The following is a 21113-nucleotide window of genomic DNA, read 5'->3' as shown; positions in this document are numbered from 1 at the left end:
AGAGCGTTTCGACGCTCACCTGCGCCGGCATTGCGTGGTCGAGGGCGATCCGCGCGAGGGCCGTGAGCATCGGGAGGGGACCGCAGGCGTAGAGGGCCGAGGCCTCCGGCCTCACGGCGCCGTGGCCGAGAAGATCGCGCAGTAGATCGAGGACGGTTCCTCTATGTCCGATCGAGCCATCGAGGGTCGCCCGATAGACGGGATAGGGACAGCCCTCCGCTGGAAAGATGGCGGATCGGTCGCGGGCCCCGTAGAGGAGGATACCGTCGGGCAGGGCTTCTCCCGCCTGGTCGGCAAGGAAGATGAGGGGCGCGATTCCTCTTCCTCCAGCGACGAGGACGGGGACGCGGCCCGGAATCGGGCGGAAGGGCCGGCCGAGGGGGCCCAGGACATCGACGGTCTCTCCCGGCTTGCGCTGGTCGAGCCACCGGCTCCCCTCGCCCACGACAGAGAAGAGGATCCCCAGAGTGGAGCCCTCGGGCCCGAGCCTCCAGGCGCAGATGCTGAAGGGCCGCCGCAGACGAAAGAGACCGGGCGGCTGGCATGCGAGCTGGACGAACTGGCCCGCCCTCGGCGCTTCGAACCGGCCCGGCATCTCAAGATCGATCCATGTGCCCGCGGCTCCGACTCGACGGATCGCGCCGACCCGCGCATCCACGCTTCTCGGTGCGGCCCCGCTCAACGCGGCTTCCCCGGCGCCGCCCTCTCGGATCTCCTGGGACGCTCCCGCACGGGGGCATCCGTTCCGGAGTCTCGCACGCTGTCGGGCACTCCATCGGGCAGGGCGGGATCTTCTCCAGGCGAGATCCCGCGAACGGAGTCGGGCTCGCTTGGCCGGTCGGCCGGCATCGAAGGCGGAGCGCTTCCGGCGCCGATCGAGTCGGGGGCCGCAGCAGTCGTGTCCGGCGGGATCCCCGTCGTGTCCGCTCCGGCGGCGGTCGACTCGGGAACGACGGCCGTGAGAAGCAGACGCAGACCGGATGTGTCGGCGCCGTGGGCGGCGAGCAAGGCGATCGCGCCGCGGGCCTGTGTCGAGGCTGGATAGCGGTGGACGAGGACCCGGAGATCCTCGTGGGCCCCCAGGCTATCCCCCGCCACCTTCCACTTGATGTAGGCGCGGGCATAGGCGGCGCGCGGAGCGAACCGGCTTTCGGGGAAGTCCCTCTCCACCTCGGAGTACTTCAGGAGCGCCTCGTCCGCGAGTTCCCTGTCGAGGTAGAGGATCTCTGCGACGCGGAGCGCCGCGGCCGCCCGCTCCTCGGCCTCGGCGTCGCCGGAGCCCGCCTTCCCCTCCATCTCCATCTGCGCCTGGATCGCCTTCGCCCGCTGCGGCGCCTGGTCTTTGAAGACCGATCGACCGGCCAGCTGGCTCACTTTCTCGTAGGCCGCGCGCGCCGACGCGAGGGAGTCCATCCGGGTCTCGTACGTGTAGCCGATCTGGAACTGGGCTTCGGCAGCGTAGCTGCTCGATGCGAAGCGGGTCACGATCTTCTCGAGCGCCTCGATCGCCTCACGGTGTCGTCCCATCTCGTTCATGGCGGCCGCCTGGCCCAATCGCAGGCGCGCGAGATCGTCCGCGAGGTCGGCCCGGATCGGCGGCTGCTCCGCCTGCGAGGCGCCCGTGGACCGGTCGCCCTCCAGGCCGGCGGCTTCCGCCGGTTCGGTCTCCTTCAGGAGCTCGAGGGCTTCCTCGGGCCGCTTGAGCTTCAGGAGAACGCGGCCCTGCGCGATCGCCGCCTCGATCTTCGCCTTCTCGTCCCTCGTGGCACCGAGCAATGCGTCGAGGGCGGCGTAGGCGGAATCGTAGCGTCCCGCCTCGAACTGGATCTCTCCGACCCGCATGAGCGCTCGGTCGGCGAAACGGCCCTTGGGGAACTCCCGCGCCACGGCGCGATAGCGCCGGACCGCGGCGGCGAAGTCGCGGCGGCTCGCCTCTGTCCCCGCCATGGCAAAGAGAATCTCGTCACGCCTCTTGTAGCGCGGGAAGGCCGAGAGGACCGAGTCGAACATCGCGGTCGCCAGGTCGTACTCGCGCCGCTTCGTCCGGCTCATGCCGCTCAGGAAGAGCGCGTCCGCTCGGAACTCCGATTCGGGGAAGAGCGCGTTCAACTGCCCGAAGGAGGCGAGGGCGCTGTCGTAGTCCCCCTTGCCATAGTAGCTCGCGCCCATCAGGTAGATCGCATCATCGACCCAGCGGCTTCCCGAGTGGCGCTTCAGGACCTTCCTGGACTGCTTGATGGCCATGTCGTAGTTGCCCGAGGCATCGGACGGGAGCTTGTCGGTCTGGCTCTTCGCGACGGACTCCTCGGCCGCGCGGAAGCTCTTCTTCGCGATGTAGAAGGTGTTGTAATAGGCGCAGGCAAGAAGAAGGAGGGGAAGAGGCAGAACCAGCGCGCCGCGACGCCTCAGCAGCCGCGCGACGCCCGCGATCATCCGAGCCACCCGGCCTCCAGGTGAGTCATGCGGCCTTCCGCCATCGTCATCAGGACCTTGCCCCGCAACGTGCGCCCGATGAAGGGGCAGTTCCTCGAAAGGGAGGCGAACTCCTCCGCGCGCACAGTCACGATCGCCGAGGGGTCGATCAGCGTGATGTCCGCCGGGCGGCCTAGCGTCAGGCGACCCCCGCCCCATCCCAGAATCGACGCCGGACGGCTCGACATCGCGTGAACGAGGCCCGACCAGTCGAGGATGCCCGGCTCCACCAGCTCCGCGATGCAGACCTGCAGCGAGGTCTCGAGGCCGATCACCCCGAAGGGGGCGCGGTCGAACTCGACTTCCTTCCTCTCGGCCGGATGCGGCGCGTGGTCGGTGGCGATGACATCGATCGTTCCGTCACGAAGCCCGTCCTTCAGGGTCGTGCGGTCCTTTTCGCCGCGCAGGGGCGGGTTCATCTTGAAGCATCCGTCGTAGCTCTTGACGGCCTCATCGGTCAGGGCGAGGTAGTGGGGGGCGGTCTCGGCCGTCACGGGAAGCCCCTCGGCCTTCGCCCGCCGGATCAGATCGACCCCCCCGGCGGTGCTGACATGCGCGACGTGCAGGCGGGATCCCGTCAAACGGCAGAGGGCGATATCCCGAGCGATGGCGACCGTCTCCGCGGCGGCGGGGATTCCCGGAAGCCCGAGAACGGTCGACCAGTATCCCTCGTGCATGACGCCGGCCCCCTGCAGCGACCGGTCCTCGCAGTGAGAGATGACCAGCATCTCGGCATCGATCGCGTATTCCATCGCCATGCGCATCAGGTCGGACGACTCGACCGGCCTGCCGTCGTCGGTGACCGCGATCGCCCCGGCCTCGCGCATCTCGATCATCTCGGTCAGCTCCTTGCCGCCCAACCCCTTCGTGATCGCCCCGGCGGGACTCACCCCGGTCCCGCACGCCTCGCGTCCCCTCCGCAAGATGAGCTCCACCGCGCTCCGGTCATCGATGGGAGGCGTCGTGTTCGGCATCGTGAGGACGCGCGTGAACCCTCCCCGCGCCGCGGCCAGGGCGCCGGAGGCGATCGTCTCGGCATCCTCCCCCCCGGGCTCCCTTAAGTGGACATGCATGTCCTGCAGCCCGGGAGCGAGGATCCATCGGTCGGCCTTGTACTCCCGCGCATCCACACCGGCAGGAAGCGATGGTTCCACACCCTCGACGACCCCGCTCCCGATCAACACGTCCCGGCGCGCGTCGGTCCCCGACTCGGGGTCGATCAGCCTCACGCCCCTCAGGACGAAACGCTCGCGATCCAGCGGGCCGCTCATACCGGCACTCCCTCCTGGGGAGGCGGAACGATGCCCCCCCGCCCGTCCCTCGTCCCCCCGCGCACCAAGTAGAGGACGGCCATCCGCACGGCCACCCCATTGGTCACCTGATCCAGAATGACCGACTCGGGTCCGTCGGCGAGATCGGAAGAGATCTCGACTCCTCGGTTCATCGGGCCCGGATGCATGACCCGCACCCCTGTCGCGCAACGCTTGAGGCGCTCGCGAGTGACCCCCCATCGCTGGGCGTATTCGCGGAGCGTCGGCAGGAAACCGCTCGTCATCCTCTCGAGCTGCAGCCGCAGGACGTTGACGACCTGCGCGCCCTCCAGCGCCTCATCGATCCGGTTGCAGACCCGCGCCCCGGTCCGCTCGATCTCGACGGGCATCAGGGTGGTCGGCCCGACCAGGGTGACGTGCGCCCCCACGGATCGCAGTCCCCAGAGATTGGAGCGCGCGACGCGGCTGTGCGCGATGTCGCCGACAATCGTGACCCGCAATCCCTCGAGCTTCCCCATGGCCTCCCTCATGGTGAACAGGTCGAGAAGCCCCTGCGTGGGGTGCTCGTGGTATCCGTCGCCCGCGTTGATCACGCGGGCATCGATGTTGCGCGCCAGGAAGTGCGGGGCCCCGGAAGAGGAGTGGCGGATGACCACGATGTCCACGCGCATCGCCTGGATGTTGAGCATCGTGTCGCGCAGCGTCTCTCCCTTGGATACGGAGCTTCCGGCCGTGGCGAAGTTGATCGAGTCGGCGGAGAGCCTCTTCTCCGCCAGCTCGAAGGAGAGCCGGGTGCGGGTCGACGGCTCGAAGAAGGCGTTGCAGGCGGTGACCCCCTGGAGCGCGGGGACCCTCTTGATGGGCCGATCCAGGACCGGCCGGAAGGAGCGGGCGGTGTCGAGCACCTCCAGGATCTCCTCCTTGGTCAGGTCCTCCAGGCCAAGGAGGTGGGTACGGTTGAAGCTCATTGCTTGCCCTCCTCGGTCTCCTCGATCACGACGGCGTCCTCCCCGTCCTCCTCGCGAACGAGGACGCGGACGATCTCCTTGCGGGATGTCGGGGAGTTCTTGCCGACATAGTCGGCCCGGATCGGCAGCTCGCGGTGCCCTCGGTCGACGAGGACGGCGAGCTGTATGGAGCGCGGCCGGCCGTAGTCCATGATGGCCTCGATCGCCGCGCGGACGGTCCGACCTGTGAAGAGGACATCGTCCACGAGGATGAGCGTGCGATCCTCGACGCCGAACGAGAACTCGGTCGCGTGGACGAGGGGCTGAGGAGAGATGGTGCGCAGGTCGTCGCGGTAGAGGGTGATGTCCACGATTCCGATCGGGACCTCCACGCCCTCGATCGACCGGATCGCCTCCTGGATCCTCACCGCCAGCGGGACGCCGCGCCGCCGCACTCCGACGAGCGCGAGGTCGTCCACCCCCTTGTTTCGCTCGACGATCTCATGGGCGATCCGAAGAATCGCCCGGCGCACCTCCTCAGCGTCCGCGATCACCGCCTTGCGCCTCAGGTTCATTCACGCCTCCTTCCGGCCGGGCGCCCACAAAAAAGCCTTCCGTCGAGCCACGGAAGGCGGCAACTGCGCCCGGCGCTCCAGGCGACATGTCTCGATCACGCCGTCAGGCATATCCGTCTTCGCAGATCCCCCCGCCAGCTCTTGCGCTCTCGATCGCCAAGGGTCCTCAGAACCTCCCCATGCCGGGCCGCAGCGGAACGTATCACGATTCCACGCGAGTCCCAAGAGGATTCTCCGCCGGCGAGTCGGCTGGGACGTCCGGCTCGCGATCCCTGAGCCCGGTTTACGGGGACTCTCCCCCTCGGGCCTCGCTCGAACCGACCGGCCGGCCCGCGCGCAGCCGTTCGGCGGCTTCCAGGCCGCGGAGGGAACGGAGCCCCCGATAGCGCTCGAGATGAAAGGAGAGGAACGATTCGACGATCCTCCCGAGCTGAGCGCAGGCCTCGTCGCTCGGGGCGCGGGGCAGCTTGCCGGCGCCTAGCTTGGCGAGCAGCCGCAGGCTCTCGGGGAGGAGATCGATCGAGCCCGGAGTCCGCTCCGCGCACCTGACGCAGAGGATCGATCCCTCCGCGACGCCGAAGCAGCTCCCGCCCGCCGCGCCGCAGATCCCGCAGAACTCCAGACGGGGCGAGTAGCCGAGAAGCGAGGCCGCCCGCAGCTGAAAGGCGCGAAGCAGGTAGGATAGCCTCTCCTCGGGCGCCTCCTCGAGCAACCGCAGAACGCGGAGCGCGAGATCGAACACCTCCGGGACCGGCGAATCTTCCTCGAGAACCGAATCGAGGAACTCCGTGACCGCGCATCCGTGATGATAGCGCGCGCTCTGCTCGAGCAGCGCCCGATGCTCCCGCTCGAGCGACGCGTCGGCGATCATCTGCAGATCCCTGCCGTGCTTGTGGTAGGCGATGATGGAGGAGAGATTCAGGATCTCGAGCGCCGCGCCGATCCTCCCCTTCGGATCGCGCGCGCCCTTCGCGACCCCGCTCCACTTCCCCAGCTCGCGGGAGAGGATCGTGACCACCCGGCTCGTGTCGCCGAAGCGGAGGTTGCGCAGAACGATCCCCTCTACCCGGACGAGGGCCATTCCCCTCTCCCTCGCGCGCGCGAGAGAAGCGCGCGGATCACGCGGGCCACCCGCCGCGCATGCATCCCGCCCGGGGCGCCGCGCGACGCAATCCAGCGGGGCCGGCGACTCCGCCCCCTCAGAGGAGGCCCATCCCACTGATCTCGTATCGGATTATACCACAATATGTTATGTGATGCGCACTCCGTTGGGGCGCTACGGCCCCGCTCGCGGTACACTCCATCTTCTTGGGGCGGACCGGCGCCCCGCGCGCGCGGCGCACGCTCGGATCGAGGAGACTTCTTCACGAGACGAGCATACACCCGCACGGGAGGATGGGGAGGGATCTCGCGACCGCCATGATCATCTGGCTGCGTCAGGGTCACACGGACGAGCAACTGGCCGAGGTCGTGAAGCGGGTCACGGCGGCGGGATGCCGTCCCGAAGTCCACTCGACGTCTCAAGGGTCGATCGTCCGCGCGATCGGGGACGCGACGTCCATCGACGAGGGCACCTTCCGCGAACTCCCCTGGGTCGAGCGGACCGCGCGCGTCACGCCCTCCTACAGACTTGTCGCCCGCGCGCACGAGGGCGATCGGCGGGTCGTCCGCGTGGGAGGGGTGGAGATCGGCGGCGGCAGGGTGGTGATCATGGCCGGTCCCTGCTCCGTCGAGGGAATGGAGATGCTGCTCCCCCTCGCGGAGGCCTGCAGATCCGCCGGCGCCGAAGTCCTTCGAGGCGGCGCCTACAAGCCGAGGACTTCTCCGTACTCCTTCCAGGGACTCGGCCGGGAAGGGGTGCGCTGTCTCGTCGAGGCCCGCCGCCGCACCGGCATGCCGATCGTCACGGAAGCGACCGGGATCCACCGCCACGCCGGTCCCGGGGGGATCCAGGAGGAGCGCACGGTTCTCGAGGAAGTGCTCCTGAACGCCGACATGCTCCAGGTCGGCTCCCGGAACATGAAGTCGTACGGATTCCTGGAAGAGGTGGCCCGGCGGACGGGAGAACGCGGGATCCCGGTGCTCTTGAAGCGGGGCGAGGCCGCCACGACGGAGGAGTTCCTTCTGGCGGCCGAGTATCTCGCGCTCAACGGCAACCCCGATCTGGTCCTCTGTCTCAGGGGCGTGCGAGCCTACGAAACGGACCGATTCCTCCGCTACACGCCTGACCTCGGGACGATTCCCGTCCTCAAGAGGGAGACGAATCTGCCCGTGGTCTTCGATCCATCCCACGCGACGGGGGATCGGGCGCTGGTCCACGCGGTCTCGCTCGCCGCGGTCGCCGCGGGCGCCGACGGCCTGCTGATCGAGACGCACATGCATCCGGAGAACGCGTGGAGCGACGGCCAGCAGTGCGTCGACCCGGGAGAGCTGGGGAGGATCGTCGGGGATGTGCGCCGGATGGAGGCTCTGGGCTTCCGCCAGTAGCCGCGGCCTCTACGACCGGGAAGCCGCTTCCGATTCCTCGCCGCCCGGCCTGATCGTCAGCCGGAGGGATCGTATCCTCCGCTCCGTCGCGCTCGCGACCTCCAGCCGCACGGCCCCCAGATCGAGCTTCTCGCCCACGCCCGGGATCCTCGCGGAACGGCTCAAGAAGAGCCCCGCGAGCGTCTCGTAGTCCCCCTCGGGGAGAGGAACGCCGAAGAGATCCTCGAACTCGTCGATTCGGAGCGAGCCGGCGACAACATAGGCGCCGTCTTCCATCCTGCGATAGCGAACAGGAACCACCTCATGCTCGCCTTCCAGTTCGCCGACGAGAAGCTCGAGCACGTCCTCGAGGGTCACCAGTCCGGCCATCGCCCCGAACTCGTCCACGACCATGGCGATGTCGATGCGGTCGGCCCGCATCCTTTGGAGCAGATCATCGCACCCGATCGTCTCGGGAACCACGACGACCGGCCTCGCGAGATCGCCCGCCTTTTTCTGGGAAGCATGGGGACGCAGCAGATCGCGCAGCAGGAGAATTCCGATCGGCTGCTCGAAGTCGCCCTCGAGAACCGGGTAGCGGGAGTGGGGCCGGCGGCGCACGGCGGGAACGAACTCGTCAAGGACCGCGTGGGCGGGAAGCCAGACGATCTCGCTGCGCGGGATCATGACTTGCTCGACGGTTCTTTTTTCCAGGAGGAGCACCTGATGGAGAGGGTCGATCCGCTCCGCCGCCGCGGGCGCGCCGGCATCCCTCCCTGAAAACAGCAGCGTCAGGGCCCAATCGATCAGGAGCGCCGCGCCGTCCACCGGCGCGAGAAGGAGGCCGAAAGGATGGAGCGCCCGGCTCCAGCGGCTGCCGATCCAGTAGCCGACCAGCCTCGCGGCGAGAAGCCCCAGCAGGAACAGGACGAAGAGCCTTGGCGGGAGCCAGGGGGCGGCGAGCACGGCTGCGCAACATGCGGCAAGGAGGCAGACATGGAGGACGAGGCCCCTGTGCACGATCCTCGCCATCTCGTCGCTGTGGACCGCCTTCGGCCTCCTGTGGATCCGTATCGGCCCGCGGCTCGCCGCGGAGGCGACGAAGACCAAGCCGAGCGCGGCAAGGGGCAGCGCCTTCAAGAGAAAGTTCACGCGGGCCTCGCCCCCCCTGTCAGATGCCGGAACAGATCGCCCCGCGTCACCACGCCCAGGGTGCGACCGTAGACGTCAACCACGATGGCCAGGTGGCTTCTCTGCGACCGAAAGGTCTCGAGGAGTCCGCTCACGGGGCGATCCGACGTGACGAAGAGGGGGCGGCGCATCAGGCTCTTCAACGGCGGACTCGGCTTCCGGCCGACCGCGTGGGAGACGATGTCCTTGGCGTGGACGATTCCGACGACTCTGTCGAGCGAGCCGTCCACCATCGGGATCCTGAGGTGGCCGCTTTCCCGCATCCGATCGAGGGCTCCCGCCGCCCCGGTGGCGCAGTCGGCGAATACGATCTCCTCGCGGGGGGTCGCGATATCCGAGACCTTGACTCGCGCCATTCCCAGCAATCTCGCGAGCACTGCCTCGTTCTCGGGCTCGAGCGTCTCCCTCCCCGCGTCGCCCCCTTCCTTGGGGGCGGGATCCGTCCGGACCGCCGTTGCGAGTCTCGCGCGTGGCGGGCGGCGAACCAGGCGCCATCTGATCGACAGGACCCAGAAGAGGCCTGTCCAGACGAAAGCGAAAGCGACGACGCCGAGCCCCCCCCACTCGTGTCCCGCCCGCGCCAGCAACCACCCGGCGCAGCAGAAGCCGACCATGGAGAGGAAGTGCAGGGCGACCCGCAGCCGCTTGGCGAAGGGGCTCAAGCCTCTCACGAGGAGCAGAGCCGCCATGAGGGCTGAGATCAGGCACAGAGCGACCGTCAAGGCGCCCAAGCTCACCGCGTCACCTCCAGCCCGCTCAGCCGGTACCATCTGTGATAGCGGGCTTCCCGCGGTCGCATCCGCCTCGCCTGTTCGGCGGTGACATGATCGTAGCCGAGAAGGTGGAGCGTTCCGTGGATCATGACCCTTGCGATCTCCTCATGAAGGGGAATGCCGCGCTCCCCGGCCGACTGTTCGCAGAAGGGGACGCAAATGACGACCTCCCCGAGCGGAGCCGCATCGATCGGCACACCGGGAGGCGGGGATCCGCAGGGGAATGAGAGAACGTCGGTCGGCGCGTCGTCGCCGAGCCAGACGCGGTGAAGGTCGCGCATGGTCCGAAGGCCGAGCATCGCGATCTCGACGCCTCGCCGGTTCCCTTCCGCGGCGAGCACGTGGTCGAGAAGGGCCTCGATGGCCGTCCTACGGGGCCGTGCCCTTCGTTGACGATTCGCGATCCCTGACAGCCGTCTGGTTCTTCTCATCCTCCTCCAGAGCTTGGTAGGCCGTCCTCGTGTGGAAGAACGCCGAGAGGATCGGGACGAAGGCGTCCCGGATCCTGGCCAGATCGCTCAGCGTCAGCTCGCTGTCGTCAAGATCCCCCTCCGCCAGGCGCGTCTCGAGCACCTTGAGGACCACTCCCTTGATCCGGCTCGGAGTGGGGTCCTCCAGGGCGCGTGAGGCGGCGTCGATCTGATCGGCGAGGAGAACGAGGGCGGCCTCCCTCGAGTTCGGGCGGGGGCCGGGGTAGCGGTACTCCTCCTCCCGGGCCTGCGCGTCCTGCCGTCTCGCCTTGTGCCAGAAGAAGACCATGAGCGAGGTGCCGTGATGCCGGCGGATACCCTCCACCACGACCTGGGGAAGACGCTCCCGCAGGGCGAGGCTCGCCCCCTCGCGCACGTGCGACTCGAGGATGAGGCGGCTCATCGACGGGCTGAGGCGGTCGTGCGGGTTCTTCCTCCCCGCCGCGATGTTCTCCATGAAGTAGTCCGGCTTGGTCACCTTTCCGATGTCGTGGTAGTAGCCGATGACGCGGGAGAGGAGCGGATTCCCCCCGCAGACGCGGGCGGCGGTCTCGGCCAAGGTTCCCACCATGAGGGAGTGGTGGTAGGTGCCCGGCGCCTCGACCATCAGTCTCCTCAGCAGCGGCCTGTTCAGGTCAGAGAGCTCCAGGAGCGTGATGTCGGAGCACTTCCGGAAGAGATGCTCCGCCAGAGGGATCACGAAGACCGCCAGGCCGGCTGCGAGGATGGGATTCGTCGCCGCGGCGATCGCATCGCGCAGCAGCTCATGCAGCGGCTGCCCCTGCGCGAGGGCCAGGCCAAGGAGCGTGACCAGGTGCGCCGCCGGAACGAAGAGGATCAGACGATAGAACTGGCGCTGGTGGCGAAGGCCGCGCACGCAGAAGACCGCAAGCACTCCTCCCACCCCGAGCACCGCCATGACGGGAGCGCCGGTCTCGGCGATCAGCCCGACCAGCCCCGTGAGCCCGAGCGCGACGACCAGGGCGAGCCGCTCGTCGAAGAGCATGCTGACGAGGATGGCGGCCGCCGCGACCGGCGCCATCAGGGCCGGCAGTCCGAGCACGTGCAGGAAGAGGGAAGACAACCCGAGGACGATCGACGCGGTCAGAGAGAGGAGAGCGAGATCGGTCAGGCTCTCGTAGAGATCGACCCGCAGAAACTTGAGATAGACCGCGAAGGCCCCCACCGCAACCAGCAGGAGGATCAACCTCCCGAGCCAGCCCGCGGCGCGCGCCCAGAGCGTCCCCAGCTCGCGCCTGTCCCGCCACTGGTCGTAGGCCTTGAGCCTGCGCTTGATCTCCGGCGTGATCCGCTCCCGCGCCTCGACGATCCGCTCCCCGCGCAGGACGCGGCTCTCCACGGGATCGACGGCATCGCGCGCGGCCTCCCGGATCTCGGCCGTCTCCGCCGGATCGTAGCGCAGATTCGGCCGAGCGATCCGATCGACCAGCTCCTGGAAGGGGGCCGGCTCCATCTGCCTCGCCAGCGCTCGGTTGCGCGCCGCCTCCCGCAAGCGGGCCGGCGTCCGGACGATCGCCGCAGGCAGCAGCCGCCGGCCTGTCGAGTCCTCGACCCGCACCTCTCCGCCCCCGAGGAGCAGGACCTCCACATCCTCCGCCACCAGCCCTTCGGCGAGCGTCTCCTGCAGAAGCGACTCGGCCTGATCCAGGAGCGGCGCTGGGTCCTTCGTGAGCATCAGCCAGACCAGCAACTCCTGCGAGAGGTCGATGTCGGAGACGGCGGCCGCCTTCTGCCGGGCGCCCCCTCGCAGGCGGTGGATCATCGATCTGAAGGCGCCCAGGTCATGGAAGACGCGGGCCGAGACGCTGTCGTCCCTCACCAGCGCGATCGGGCTTCTCGTCGCAGCGAGATCTCTCTCCGTCTCCAAGGCCTCCGGCTCCTTCATGATCGGGAACTCGAAGTCCGCGATGACGGTCCGGGGGGCTCTCTCCCCCACATCGATCCGGAGGGAACCCTCCCCGAATGACGGCGGGAAGAGGGCGATGCCCGCGGCGAGGACCGGCAGGAGGATCAGCCCGCGGGCCAGCCAGATCTTCCTGGCCAGGAGGTCCTTGAGCTTGCGGAAGACGGACGGCCGCTCTCCACCGCCTGCCGGTCGGGTCGTCATCTCCCCGGTGGCAGATCCTGCGACGCCTGGTGTTTGTCGAAGGCGAGGATGATGTCGCGCACGAGACGGTGGCGCACGACATCCCGCTCCGTCAGATAGACGAAGCGGACCCCCCCGAGACCCTGGAGGATCGACTGGATTCGCACGAGACCCGAAACGCTCGGATCGGGAAGGTCGATCTGCGTGATGTCCCCGGTGATCGCAGCCTTCGAGAAAGGCCCGAGGCGCGTGAGGAACATCTTCATCTGGCCGAGCGTCGTGTTCTGCGCCTCGTCGAGGATGACGAAGGAGCGTCCCAGCGTCCTGCCTCGCATGTAGGCGAGGGGCGCGATCTCAACGACGCCGAGCTGAAGGAGGCGCTGGAGCTTCTCGTAGCTGATCATCTCGTGGAGCGCGTCGTAGAGGGGCCGGAGATAGGGATCGACCTTCTCCTGGAGGTCGCCCGGAAGGAACCCCAGGCTCTCCCCTGCCTCCACTGCGGGCCGGGCGAGCACGATTCGATCGACCGCCTTCTCGCGCAGCATGCGGACCGCCACCGCGACGGCGAGGTAGGTCTTCCCCGTCCCGGCCGGACCGATCCCGAAGACGATGTCGTTTCCCCGCATCGCCTCCACGTACTGCGCCTGCCCGAACGATCGGACACGGATGACCTTCTTGTCGCCGAAGAGGACGACGGCCGACTCGGGGAGCGCCGCCGACTCCAGCTCCGCGCCTTCTTCCTCGAGGATCGAGAAGATGTAAGAGAGGTCCTCCTCGCCGATGACGTGGCCGGCGCGCACCCGTTCGGCGAGGTGCCGGAGCACCTCGACGGCTCCCGTGACGGCGGAACTCTCGCCGCGCACGGTCAGCGTCCCGTTGCGGAGAACGGTCACGACCCCGAAGCGCTTCTCGATCGCCCTCAGGTTGGCGTCCGCCTGTCCCAGGAGGTGCAGCGGCTGCACCCCCTCGAGCGACAGGGCCTGCTGGATCTCCTCGGCCATCCCTACATCGCTGGAATCGTCAGGCGGATGCCCGGCTTGAGCGGTTTCGCGGGGTCGCTGATGAGATCCTTGTTGGCTTCGTAGATCTCTTTCCAGCGCTCGGTCTTGCCGTAGACCTGCGCGCTGATCGACTGAAGCGTCTCGCCCGACTTGACGAGATAGGACGTTGCGGCACGACGGGCGAGGCGGAGCTGGCGGATCTCGTTGTCGAGATCCCGAACCTGGTTGACGAGACCGGCGTTGACGGCCTTCAACGAGTCGATGACGGCCCCGAGGGAGTCCGCGCCACGCTGGAGGCGGTCGGCGTCGTCGTGATGGCGGCCGATCTCTTTGTCGATAGACCGGCAGTACTCATCGCGCTCGGCCTGCGTGAGGCCCTTGATCTCGTCATTGGTGTAGTACTGCCCCTTGGAGACATCCACCACTCGGGTCGGATGCGGCGGCCTCGTACAGCCACCCAGGGCGATCATCAGGGCCAGAAGGACCATCGCGCCGCGCATCACTTGCTCCCCCCCGCGCTTCCTTCCTTCGCCGAGCCTCCCTCCGCCGCGGTCTCCCGAAGCAGCTCCTCGCGGTCCTCCATCAGACGCGCCAGCTTCGAACGGCTTTGCTCCACGTTCTGCAGCCACCGATCGAGATCCGCCTTCTTCGCGTCATAGGCTTGCTGGGCGTAGTTGCGCGTGTCCATAGCCAGCTCGATCTGCGCGGGGATGATCATGCACGGCTTCGTCGCCGCGCAGCCGGCGACGCAGAGCACGGCCAATGGAAGAACTACCCGACCTCTTCGCATCCGACTCCTCCCTCGCCCCCACGGGGCCATCATGCTGCGACTATCCTAACTGAAACGGACCTCGGTGACCACGTAGGTTCCGCCCGAGCGCATATCCCGCGTGATCTCGACGATCCCATGCCGCGCCGCGTCCTCCAGCAGCTCGCTGAAGGTCCGGTATCCATGGGCGCTCTCGCTGAAGGTCGGCCGCTTGCGCTTGATCGTGTCCTTGATCATCGAGCTCCAGAGGACCTCCTTGTTCTCGCGGAGGAGGGCCCCGATCGCATCCAGCAGGAGATTGAACGCGTCCTGCTTCTTGGAGGGGAGATCCACTCCCTGCACCGTCCGAGCCGTCGATCGGATCAGCTCTTCGTAGTAGAGGAACTCGTCGCAGTTGTCGGCGAGCAGGTTGCTCGTCGCCTCGCGAAGCCCGATTCCGATCACCCTCTTGTTGTTTTCCTTGAGCTTGGAGACGAGCGGCGAGAAGTCGCTGTCGCCAGACACGACGACGAAGGTGTCGAGGTGCTCCTTCGTGTAGCAGAGATCGAGGGCGTCGACCACGAGCCGGATGTCGGCGGAGTTCTTGCCCGTCTGTTGTCGGCTCGGGATCTCGATCAGCTCGATCGCGGCCTCATGAAGGTCCTTCCTGTACTCGGAGTAGCGGCTCCAGTCCGCGTAGGCGCGCTTGACGATGATGCGCCCCTTCTCGAGAAGCCTCTCCAGGATCAACTGCACGTCGAACGTCTTTGTCTTCTTGCCCCTGAGCCCAAGGGCGATGTTCTCAAAGTCCATGAACAGCGCGATCCGCGCTTCCTCTTGCATTTCCTCGCCTCTCATGGGGAGGATGGGCCTCTTCCCTGCTGGGCAGACTCATCCTCCAACCGAATGTGAAGTCCTTTCAGGTCTCTCGGATCCACGGGCCCCGGCGCTTTGTCCATCAGGCTGGACGCGCTGGTGGTCTTCGGGAACGCGATGGTATCGCGCAGGGAGGGTCTGCCGGCCGCGAGCATGACGACTCGGTCCAGACCGATGGCGATCCCGCCGTGCGGAGGCGCCCCGAACTGGAAGGCCCGCAGGAGGAATCCGAACCTCCTGTCGGCCTCGGCGGGGTCGATCCCGATGACGTTCATCACCTGCTCCTGGATGTCCCTGCGATGGATCCGAATGCTGCCGCTCGCGAGCTCCACGCCGTTCAGGACCAGATCGTAGAGCCGGGCGTGAACCGCCAGAGGATCGGTCGCGAGGTGCGGGAGATCCTCCTCGAGCGGCATGGTGAACATGTGGTGGGCGGGCGCGATCGCGCCCGTCTCCGGGTCCCTCTCGAAGAGGGGGAATCGACAGACCCAGAGGAACTGCCAGCGGCGGCGGGTCTCGGGATCCATCCGCTGGTTGCCGATCCTGGAACGGAGGGCGCCGAGCGCGCGGTTGGCGACGGCGCGCTGATCGGCGACCACGACGAGCAGATCCCCGTCGGCCGCGTCGATCGCGGAGAGGATCCTCGCGGTCGCCGCCGCGTCGAGGAACTTCGCGAAGCCGCCGTCGATGCCCCCGGCAACGATGCGGACCCGGCCGAGCCCCTTCGCGCCGTGGAGCTTGGCCTCGGCCTCGAGCTCATCCTGCTCCCTGCGCGAGAGCGCGCCGGCGCCGGGCAGGACGAGACCCTTCACGCGCCCCCCCGTCTCGATCGCCTCACGGAACACGCGATAGTCGCAGTCGCGAACGGCCTCCGAGAGATCGACGAGACGCATCCCGTAGCGGAGATCCGGCTTGTCGGTGCCGTAGAGATCCATCGCCTCCTCGTACGAGAGACGCTGGAACGGCGGCCGGACCATAGCGCCCAGGCACTTCTCGAAGACGTGGGCCATCAGGCCCTCGACCAGCCCGTAGACATCCTCCTCATCGATGAAGCTCATCTCGATGTCGATCTGGGTGTGCTCCGGTTGCCGGTCGGCCCGCAGGTCCTCGTCGCGGAGACACCGCGCGATCTGGAAGTAGCGGTCCATGCCCGAGACCATCAGGATCTGCTTGTAGAGCTGGGGAGACTGCGGCAGGGCGTAGAAGCAGCCCGGGTGGATCCGGCTGGGGACGAGGTAGTCGCGCGCTCCCTCCGGCGTGGGACGGACGAGCATCGGCGTCTCGATCTCCCAGAAGCCCCTCTCGTCCAGATACCGCCTGGTCTCGAAGGCGATTCTGTGGCGCAGGCCGAGAGTCCTCTGCAGCGGGGCCGACCGCAGGTCGAGATAGCGATACTCGAGCCTCAGGTCCTCCCCCGCCGTGGCCTCCTCCCCGATCACGAAGGGAGGGACATCCGATGTGTTGAGGATCTTCATCTCCGAGGCCTCGACCTCGATCTCGCCTGTGGGCATGTTGGGATTGCGCATGTCGGCCGGACGCGTTCCGACCTTTCCGCGGACCGCGACGACGAACTCCCCGCGCAGCGAACGAGCCTTCTCGAGAAGGCTCTCGCTGGCGGCGCCGGGCCTGCAGACGACCTGAGTCACGCCTCCTCGGTCGCGCACGTCCAGGAAGAAGACCCCCCCGTGATCTCGGACGCGATGCACCCAGCCGGCCAGGATGGCCTCCCGGCCGGCATCTGCCAGGCGCAGCTCGCCGCAGGAATGGGTTCTCTTCCAGCCGTCGAGATTCTCGATCGTCGACATCGCCCCCTACTTCCTTCCCTCACCCTCAGACGCGGGATGGCGCGGGTGAACCCGCTTCAGATCCAGCGCCGCGAACACGGCCGCTCCCATGCCGTTGCCGAGCAGATCCGCTCCCCAGTCGGTCCAGCTTGGATTGCGGCCCGGGACCATCGATTGACGGATCTCGTCGCAGGCCCCGACCGCGCCCCCCAGAAGGAGGATAAGCGACCACCGACAGGCGCTCCCGGTTCCGACGGCGCGGGCGAGCAGGTACCCAAGGATGCCGTACTCCACGACGTGCGCCGCCTTGTCCGCGCCCGTCCAGCCGGCCGGCGGGCCGAGCCGCGGAACGGAGGAGATCGCCAGGATGGCCGCGAACCAGATCGCCGCGGGACCCCACCGCCGGATCTTGCCGGGCGCTTCGCGCGCCGGGCGCGCCGCGAGCGATGGACCGGATCCTAGATCCGTAGCTTTTCCTCCTCCTCCCGGATGATCCCCACGATCTCCTCGGGACTCTGCGCGGCCAGGAGGGCCTTCTGCAGATCCCCCGTGTAGAGGAGCCGTGAGATCCTCGCCAGAATCCTGATGAACCCTCCCCTCTCTTCCGGTCCGACGATCACGAAGACGAGCCGCACCGGTTTCCCGTCGAGCGAGTCGAAGGCGAGATCCTCGCTCACGCGAACGAAACAGACCGCAAGCTCCTGCGCGCCGGGGCACTGCGCATGAGGAATTGCGACGCCGCCCCCGATCCCGGTGCTCATCACCTTCTCCCTCTCGAGAAGGGCGGCCGTCACGGCCTCGGAGCTGCCGAGCAGACCCTCCGCCTCCAGGATCGACACCGCCTGGCGGATCAGATCATCCTTCGACTTCGCGGGGAGATCCAGCCGGATGAGGCTGGGCCGCAGGAGTTGCGCTAGGCTCATGATCGCGGCCGCGGCGCACTCCTCCGCAAGGCCTTGACGCCAGGGCCTCCCAGGACGGCCGCGCCCGCGCGGGGCGCTCGCAGGAACGAAGGAAGGGACAAGAAGAGACTCAAGGCGGTTCGCGCGGGGATTAGCCGCTCTTGGGAAAGCGCGACCCGATCCGGTAGCGGGCGAGCTTCCCCTTGAGACCCTTGCGGGATAGGCCGAGTAGGCTGGCCGCCCTGCTCTTGTTCCCATCGCAGGCGTCGAGCGCCTGTTCGAGGGCTCTTCGTTCGAAGATCTCGAGCCGTTTCTTGAGGTCGTCGCCGGGATCCTCCTCGGACTCCTGGATCCCTTCGGTCACCTCGCGCGGCAGCAGATCCGGAGTGAGCAGGACATCATCGTCCGCCAGCGTCACCGCCCGACGGATCGCCTTCTCGAGCTCCCGGACGTTGCCAGGCCAATCGTGCGCGAGCAGCGCGCGGCGAAACGCCGCGGTCATGCCTCGGACCCTCCGCCCCGTCTGCTCCGCGAACAGCTCCATGAAGCACCCCGCCAGGAGCAAGACGTCGTCCATGCGCTCGCGCAGCGGGGGAATCTCGATCGAGATGTCGTTCAGCCTGTAGTAGAGATCCTTCAGGAAGAGCCCGGAAGCGACCTCGGTGCGCAGATCGGGGCTGCTCGTCGCGCAGATGATCCTGACATCGAGCCTCTGGTAGCTCGTCGAGCCGACCGGCCGGATCTCGCCGGAGTCGAGCAGGTGCAGGAATCTGCGCTGAACCGTCAGACCGGCCTTGTCGATCTCGTCCAGGAACACGGTGCCGCCGCTCGCCTCGGCCAGAAGGCCGGACCTGTCCTGGCTCGCCCCCGTGAAGGCTCCCTTCCGGTAGCCGAAGAGCTCGGCCTCCAGGAGCGTCTCCGGCAAGGCGGCGCAATCGACTGTGACGAACGGGCGGTTCCTCCTCCCGCTCGCCCGGTGGATCGCGTTGGCCAGGAGCTTCTTCCCGGTCCCCGTCTCCCCCTGCAGAAGAACGGACAACCCCGTGTCGCCGATCTTGCGAATCAGCTCCAGGATCTTCAGCAGGGCCGGATCCTGCGTGATCACGTCGGCGAGCGCGATTCCCCGCTCGAGCTGCGGCGCCTCCCCCTCGGGCGTCGCGATCTCCAGCGCCCTGCCGACTTCGGCGGCAAGGACCAGTGCGTAGTTTCTCTCTCCGCGCGAGAGAGGCCCCCTCCCCTTCGCGGGACGCCGCCACAGATGCAGCAGGTGCTGCCTCCCCCGGATCGCGATCGGGATGGTCAGCCGGCTCCCGACCGAGCCTGCGCCGCCGCCCGAGAGATCGAGATGGAGCCTGGCTCCGTCGAGCGCGATCTCCGGCAGGCCGATCTCCTGCGCCGTCACGACCTTCTTTCCGCTCAGCTGATCGATTCCGTGAAACGCCAGGATCTCGAGATCGGAGCCCCGCGCGCGGCCCAGCAGGGCGCCATCGACTTCCAGGGCTTCGCTCATCAAGGTCAGGATCTCGCGGAGCCTGCTCCAGGTTTCGGCCTTCGAAGCGAGGATCTCCTCGAGCCTCTCGTGGACTTTCAGGCCGTCGAGCCCACCCAGGTCGCTCTGATCGGCGGAGCGGAGTCTCTCGGTCAGATCCGCCAAGGCGCGATCGAGGGCGGGGAACGGCTCCTCGCCCGCCTCGAAGGAATGGAGCATCTCGACGAGGGCCAGCGCCTCGTCCCGGCGGGACAGCCCGATCAATGCGGCCGCGCGCCGCGCATCGGCCAGCGCTTCCGGCCTCGGCAGCCCCAAGCGCCGATAGATCTCCGCCGCCTCCTTGAATAGATCGAGGGCCGAACCGGGATCCTGAGCCATCTCGATCGCGATCTCTCCCTCTGCCAGGAGGATCGATGCCAGCGCCGGCCACTCCGACCGGGAGCGATGCCTCTCGGCAAGGCCCGCCAGCGTTCCCCGAGCATCCTCCAGCTTGCCGCAACGGGCCCATGCGCGGGCGAGTCTCAGGCTCGCTCGCTCCTCTTGCGCCCTGTCACGGTCGGCCCTCGCCAGATCGAGCGCCTCCATCGCGATGGACAACGCGCCGCCCCAGTCCCCGAGCCCCGAAGCGATGTCGGCCTCGAGCAGAAGCGCCTCGACCATGAGGTCGCCGCGGGGGGCCATGGCCTCGACACGCAGGCGGAGCTCTCCCGCGAGAGATCGCGCCTTGTGCGGCGCGGCCTCGTCGAGATCGAGGCGGGCTTCTTCCAGGATGAGCAGACAGTGCTCTCTCTCCGGAAGGACCAGGGGCGTCGAGGTCCGACAGGCCGCAAGGAGCTTGCGGGCCCCATGTGTGTGTCGCTCCGTCCGGTCGATGCGGGCGAGCGCGAGCCGCGCGCGGAGCAGGCGAACCGCGTCGCCCCTCTCGATCGCGAGCTTGAGTCCCCTCTCGATGTAGACACGGGCCTCCTGGTAGCGACCCGTCTTCGAGAAAACGATCCCGAGGTTCTGCGCCGCCCCGGCCACGCGGCTGTACTCTCCCTGCGTGGTCCCGAGGTAGTAGGCGACATGGTAGTGCTCGGCCGCCCTCTCCCAGTCGCAGCGCAGCTTGTGGATCGATCCCAGGTTGACGTACGAACCGGCCAGGTTGTGCAGATCGCCGAGCTTCCTGAAGATCTCGAGCCCCTTCTCGAAATGCTCGCGCGCGAGATCCGGCTCCCCGCTGCGGAGGGCGACCGCGCCCAGGAGGTTCCTCGTCAGGCCCGCCTCCAGCGCCGTGGCGCCTTCTCCGAGAGTCTCCAGCATCGCTGTAGCGTCAGCGCGGGCCGCCGGCAGGTTGCCAAGCTCGAGAGCGGCCTTGCCGGCCACCAGGAGGCATCGAACGCGCTCGATCGGGGGAATGCCTGGCGGCGCCGCATCGAGAGCGGCCCTCGCCGCGATGCGGGCCTCATCGGTCCTGCCGAGCCTCTCCAGACAGAGCGCCTGACGCCTGTCCAGGAGGAAGCTCTCCTCAGGCCAGAGGGCAGGCCGCGCGCTCCTCGCTTCCAGGATTCGCTCGAGCGCTTGCCCGTGCACGCCGAGATCGATGTCGAGGTCGATCAGCGTGAGCGCTTGATCGATCCCCGACGCCCCGACCTGTGTCGAGGGCATGCGCGGAGCTACGCCCCGCTTTTCGTCTCTCGATTCCATCCCCTACCTATTCACGCAGGAGGCGCCTAGCGCGCCAGCCCTGTCCAGAACAGGAGAGCCCTGATCCTGACCGCCTCCCGAACGCCCCTGATCGAGATCGATCCGGCGCCCTGCCCGTCAAAGGTCTGGGATGTGGGGGGGCCGCTCGGCGCGATCCGGTAGACGACTACCTCGTCAGGATCCCCGCCTTCGCCTCCTCCCCCGCCACCACCGTCCCTGGGAGGATCGACGACAAGCCAGTCGGATCCACCTCCAGGCGAGCCCTGCTGGGCAGGGAGTTCGACCGCTTGGGACTCGGGAACGCCGAGGCCGATCAGGAGCACGATCAGGGCCGCGACATTCAGATACCAGACAA

The 21113-nt window shown here is 67.9% G+C and carries 19 protein-coding genes; 1 reads left to right on the top strand and 18 read right to left on the bottom strand.

Going from position 1 to position 21113, the window contains the following annotated elements; translation table 11 throughout:
- The 6 genes from FJY88_05620 to recO all read right to left on the bottom strand — a co-directional run.
- A partial coding sequence (locus tag FJY88_05620; GenBank protein MBM3286811.1) for a dihydroorotate dehydrogenase electron transfer subunit occupies positions 1-682 on the bottom strand: 682 nt, incomplete at its 3' end.
- Entirely contained in the window at positions 679-2442 is a 1764-nt protein-coding gene (locus tag FJY88_05615) for a tetratricopeptide repeat protein (protein ID MBM3286810.1), read from the bottom strand. The genes FJY88_05615 and FJY88_05620, both read right to left, overlap by 4 nt.
- Positions 2430-3743, bottom strand: a complete 1314-nt coding sequence (locus tag FJY88_05610) for a dihydroorotase (GenBank protein ID MBM3286809.1) — start codon at positions 3741-3743, stop codon at positions 2430-2432. The genes FJY88_05615 and FJY88_05610 overlap by 13 nt, the downstream gene beginning before the upstream one ends.
- Positions 3740-4711 (bottom strand): aspartate carbamoyltransferase catalytic subunit, encoded by a 972-nt coding sequence (locus FJY88_05605; GenBank protein ID MBM3286808.1) that lies wholly within the window; start codon positions 4709-4711, stop codon positions 3740-3742. Before FJY88_05605 ends, FJY88_05610 begins: the two co-directional genes overlap by 4 nt.
- Complete coding sequence (gene pyrR, locus FJY88_05600) at positions 4708-5259, bottom strand: bifunctional pyr operon transcriptional regulator/uracil phosphoribosyltransferase PyrR (GenBank protein ID MBM3286807.1); 552 nt, start codon at positions 5257-5259, stop codon at positions 4708-4710. Before pyrR ends, FJY88_05605 begins: the two co-directional genes overlap by 4 nt.
- 289 nt (positions 5260-5548) lie before the next feature.
- Positions 5549-6346, bottom strand: coding sequence for a DNA repair protein RecO (recO, locus tag FJY88_05595; protein MBM3286806.1), 798 nt, complete (start codon positions 6344-6346; stop codon positions 5549-5551).
- 314 nt (positions 6347-6660) lie between these two features.
- On the opposite strand from recO, the gene aroF reads away from it, so the two are divergent.
- Positions 6661-7752, top strand: a complete 1092-nt coding sequence (gene aroF, locus FJY88_05590; protein MBM3286805.1) for a 3-deoxy-7-phosphoheptulonate synthase — start codon at positions 6661-6663, stop codon at positions 7750-7752.
- A gap of 9 nt (positions 7753-7761) precedes the next feature.
- Here aroF and FJY88_05585 read toward each other — a convergent pair whose 3' ends face one another.
- The 12 genes from FJY88_05585 to FJY88_05530 are packed head-to-tail and all read right to left on the bottom strand — an operon-like array spanning position 7762 to position 20758.
- The gene (locus tag FJY88_05585) at positions 7762-8883 is read right to left on the bottom strand and encodes an HlyC/CorC family transporter (GenBank protein MBM3286804.1); all 1122 of its coding nucleotides are present in this window, start codon (positions 8881-8883) and stop codon (positions 7762-7764) included.
- Positions 8880-9692, bottom strand: coding sequence for a CBS domain-containing protein (locus tag FJY88_05580; protein ID MBM3286803.1), 813 nt, complete (start codon positions 9690-9692; stop codon positions 8880-8882). The genes FJY88_05585 and FJY88_05580 overlap by 4 nt, the downstream gene beginning before the upstream one ends.
- Positions 9656-10126 carry an rRNA maturation RNase YbeY gene (ybeY, locus tag FJY88_05575; GenBank protein ID MBM3286802.1) on the bottom strand — a complete coding sequence of 157 codons (471 nt, stop codon included), beginning with the start codon at positions 10124-10126 and terminating at the stop codon, positions 9656-9658. Before ybeY ends, FJY88_05580 begins: the two co-directional genes overlap by 37 nt.
- Entirely contained in the window at positions 10065-12293 is a 2229-nt protein-coding gene (locus FJY88_05570; GenBank protein MBM3286801.1) for an HDIG domain-containing protein, read from the bottom strand. Before FJY88_05570 ends, ybeY begins: the two co-directional genes overlap by 62 nt.
- On the bottom strand, positions 12290-13273 hold the full coding sequence (locus tag FJY88_05565; GenBank protein ID MBM3286800.1) for a PhoH family protein: 984 nt from the start codon (positions 13271-13273) through the stop codon (positions 12290-12292). Before FJY88_05565 ends, FJY88_05570 begins: the two co-directional genes overlap by 4 nt.
- A gap of 2 nt (positions 13274-13275) precedes the next feature.
- A complete protein-coding gene (locus FJY88_05560) occupies positions 13276-13773 on the bottom strand; it encodes a LysM peptidoglycan-binding domain-containing protein (protein ID MBM3286799.1) in 498 nt (165 codons plus the stop codon).
- Positions 13773-14063 (bottom strand): hypothetical protein, encoded by a 291-nt coding sequence (locus FJY88_05555; protein MBM3286798.1) that lies wholly within the window; start codon positions 14061-14063, stop codon positions 13773-13775. The genes FJY88_05560 and FJY88_05555 overlap by 1 nt, the downstream gene beginning before the upstream one ends.
- A 45-nt stretch (positions 14064-14108) precedes the next feature.
- Positions 14109-14864 (bottom strand): NYN domain-containing protein, encoded by a 756-nt coding sequence (locus FJY88_05550; protein MBM3286797.1) that lies wholly within the window; start codon positions 14862-14864, stop codon positions 14109-14111.
- Between the two features lie 11 nt (positions 14865-14875).
- Complete coding sequence (gene aspS, locus FJY88_05545) at positions 14876-16702, bottom strand: aspartate--tRNA ligase (protein ID MBM3286796.1); 1827 nt, start codon at positions 16700-16702, stop codon at positions 14876-14878.
- A 6-nt stretch (positions 16703-16708) separates the two neighbouring features.
- Complete coding sequence (locus tag FJY88_05540; protein MBM3286795.1) at positions 16709-17398, bottom strand: VanZ family protein; 690 nt, start codon at positions 17396-17398, stop codon at positions 16709-16711.
- On the bottom strand, positions 17140-17841 hold the full coding sequence (locus FJY88_05535) for a PTS sugar transporter subunit IIA (protein MBM3286794.1): 702 nt from the start codon (positions 17839-17841) through the stop codon (positions 17140-17142). Before FJY88_05535 ends, FJY88_05540 begins: the two co-directional genes overlap by 259 nt.
- Complete coding sequence (locus tag FJY88_05530; protein ID MBM3286793.1) at positions 17735-20758, bottom strand: tetratricopeptide repeat protein; 3024 nt, start codon at positions 20756-20758, stop codon at positions 17735-17737. Before FJY88_05530 ends, FJY88_05535 begins: the two co-directional genes overlap by 107 nt.
- Between the last annotated feature and the right edge of the window lie 355 nt (positions 20759-21113).

It is taken from the genome of Candidatus Eisenbacteria bacterium (genome assembly GCA_016867495.1).
Taxonomy (GTDB): domain Bacteria; phylum Eisenbacteria; class RBG-16-71-46; order CAIMUX01; family VGJL01; genus VGJL01.
The sequence above is the reverse complement of the archived record's forward strand: the minus strand, read 5'-3'. Positions and strand labels throughout refer to the sequence as shown.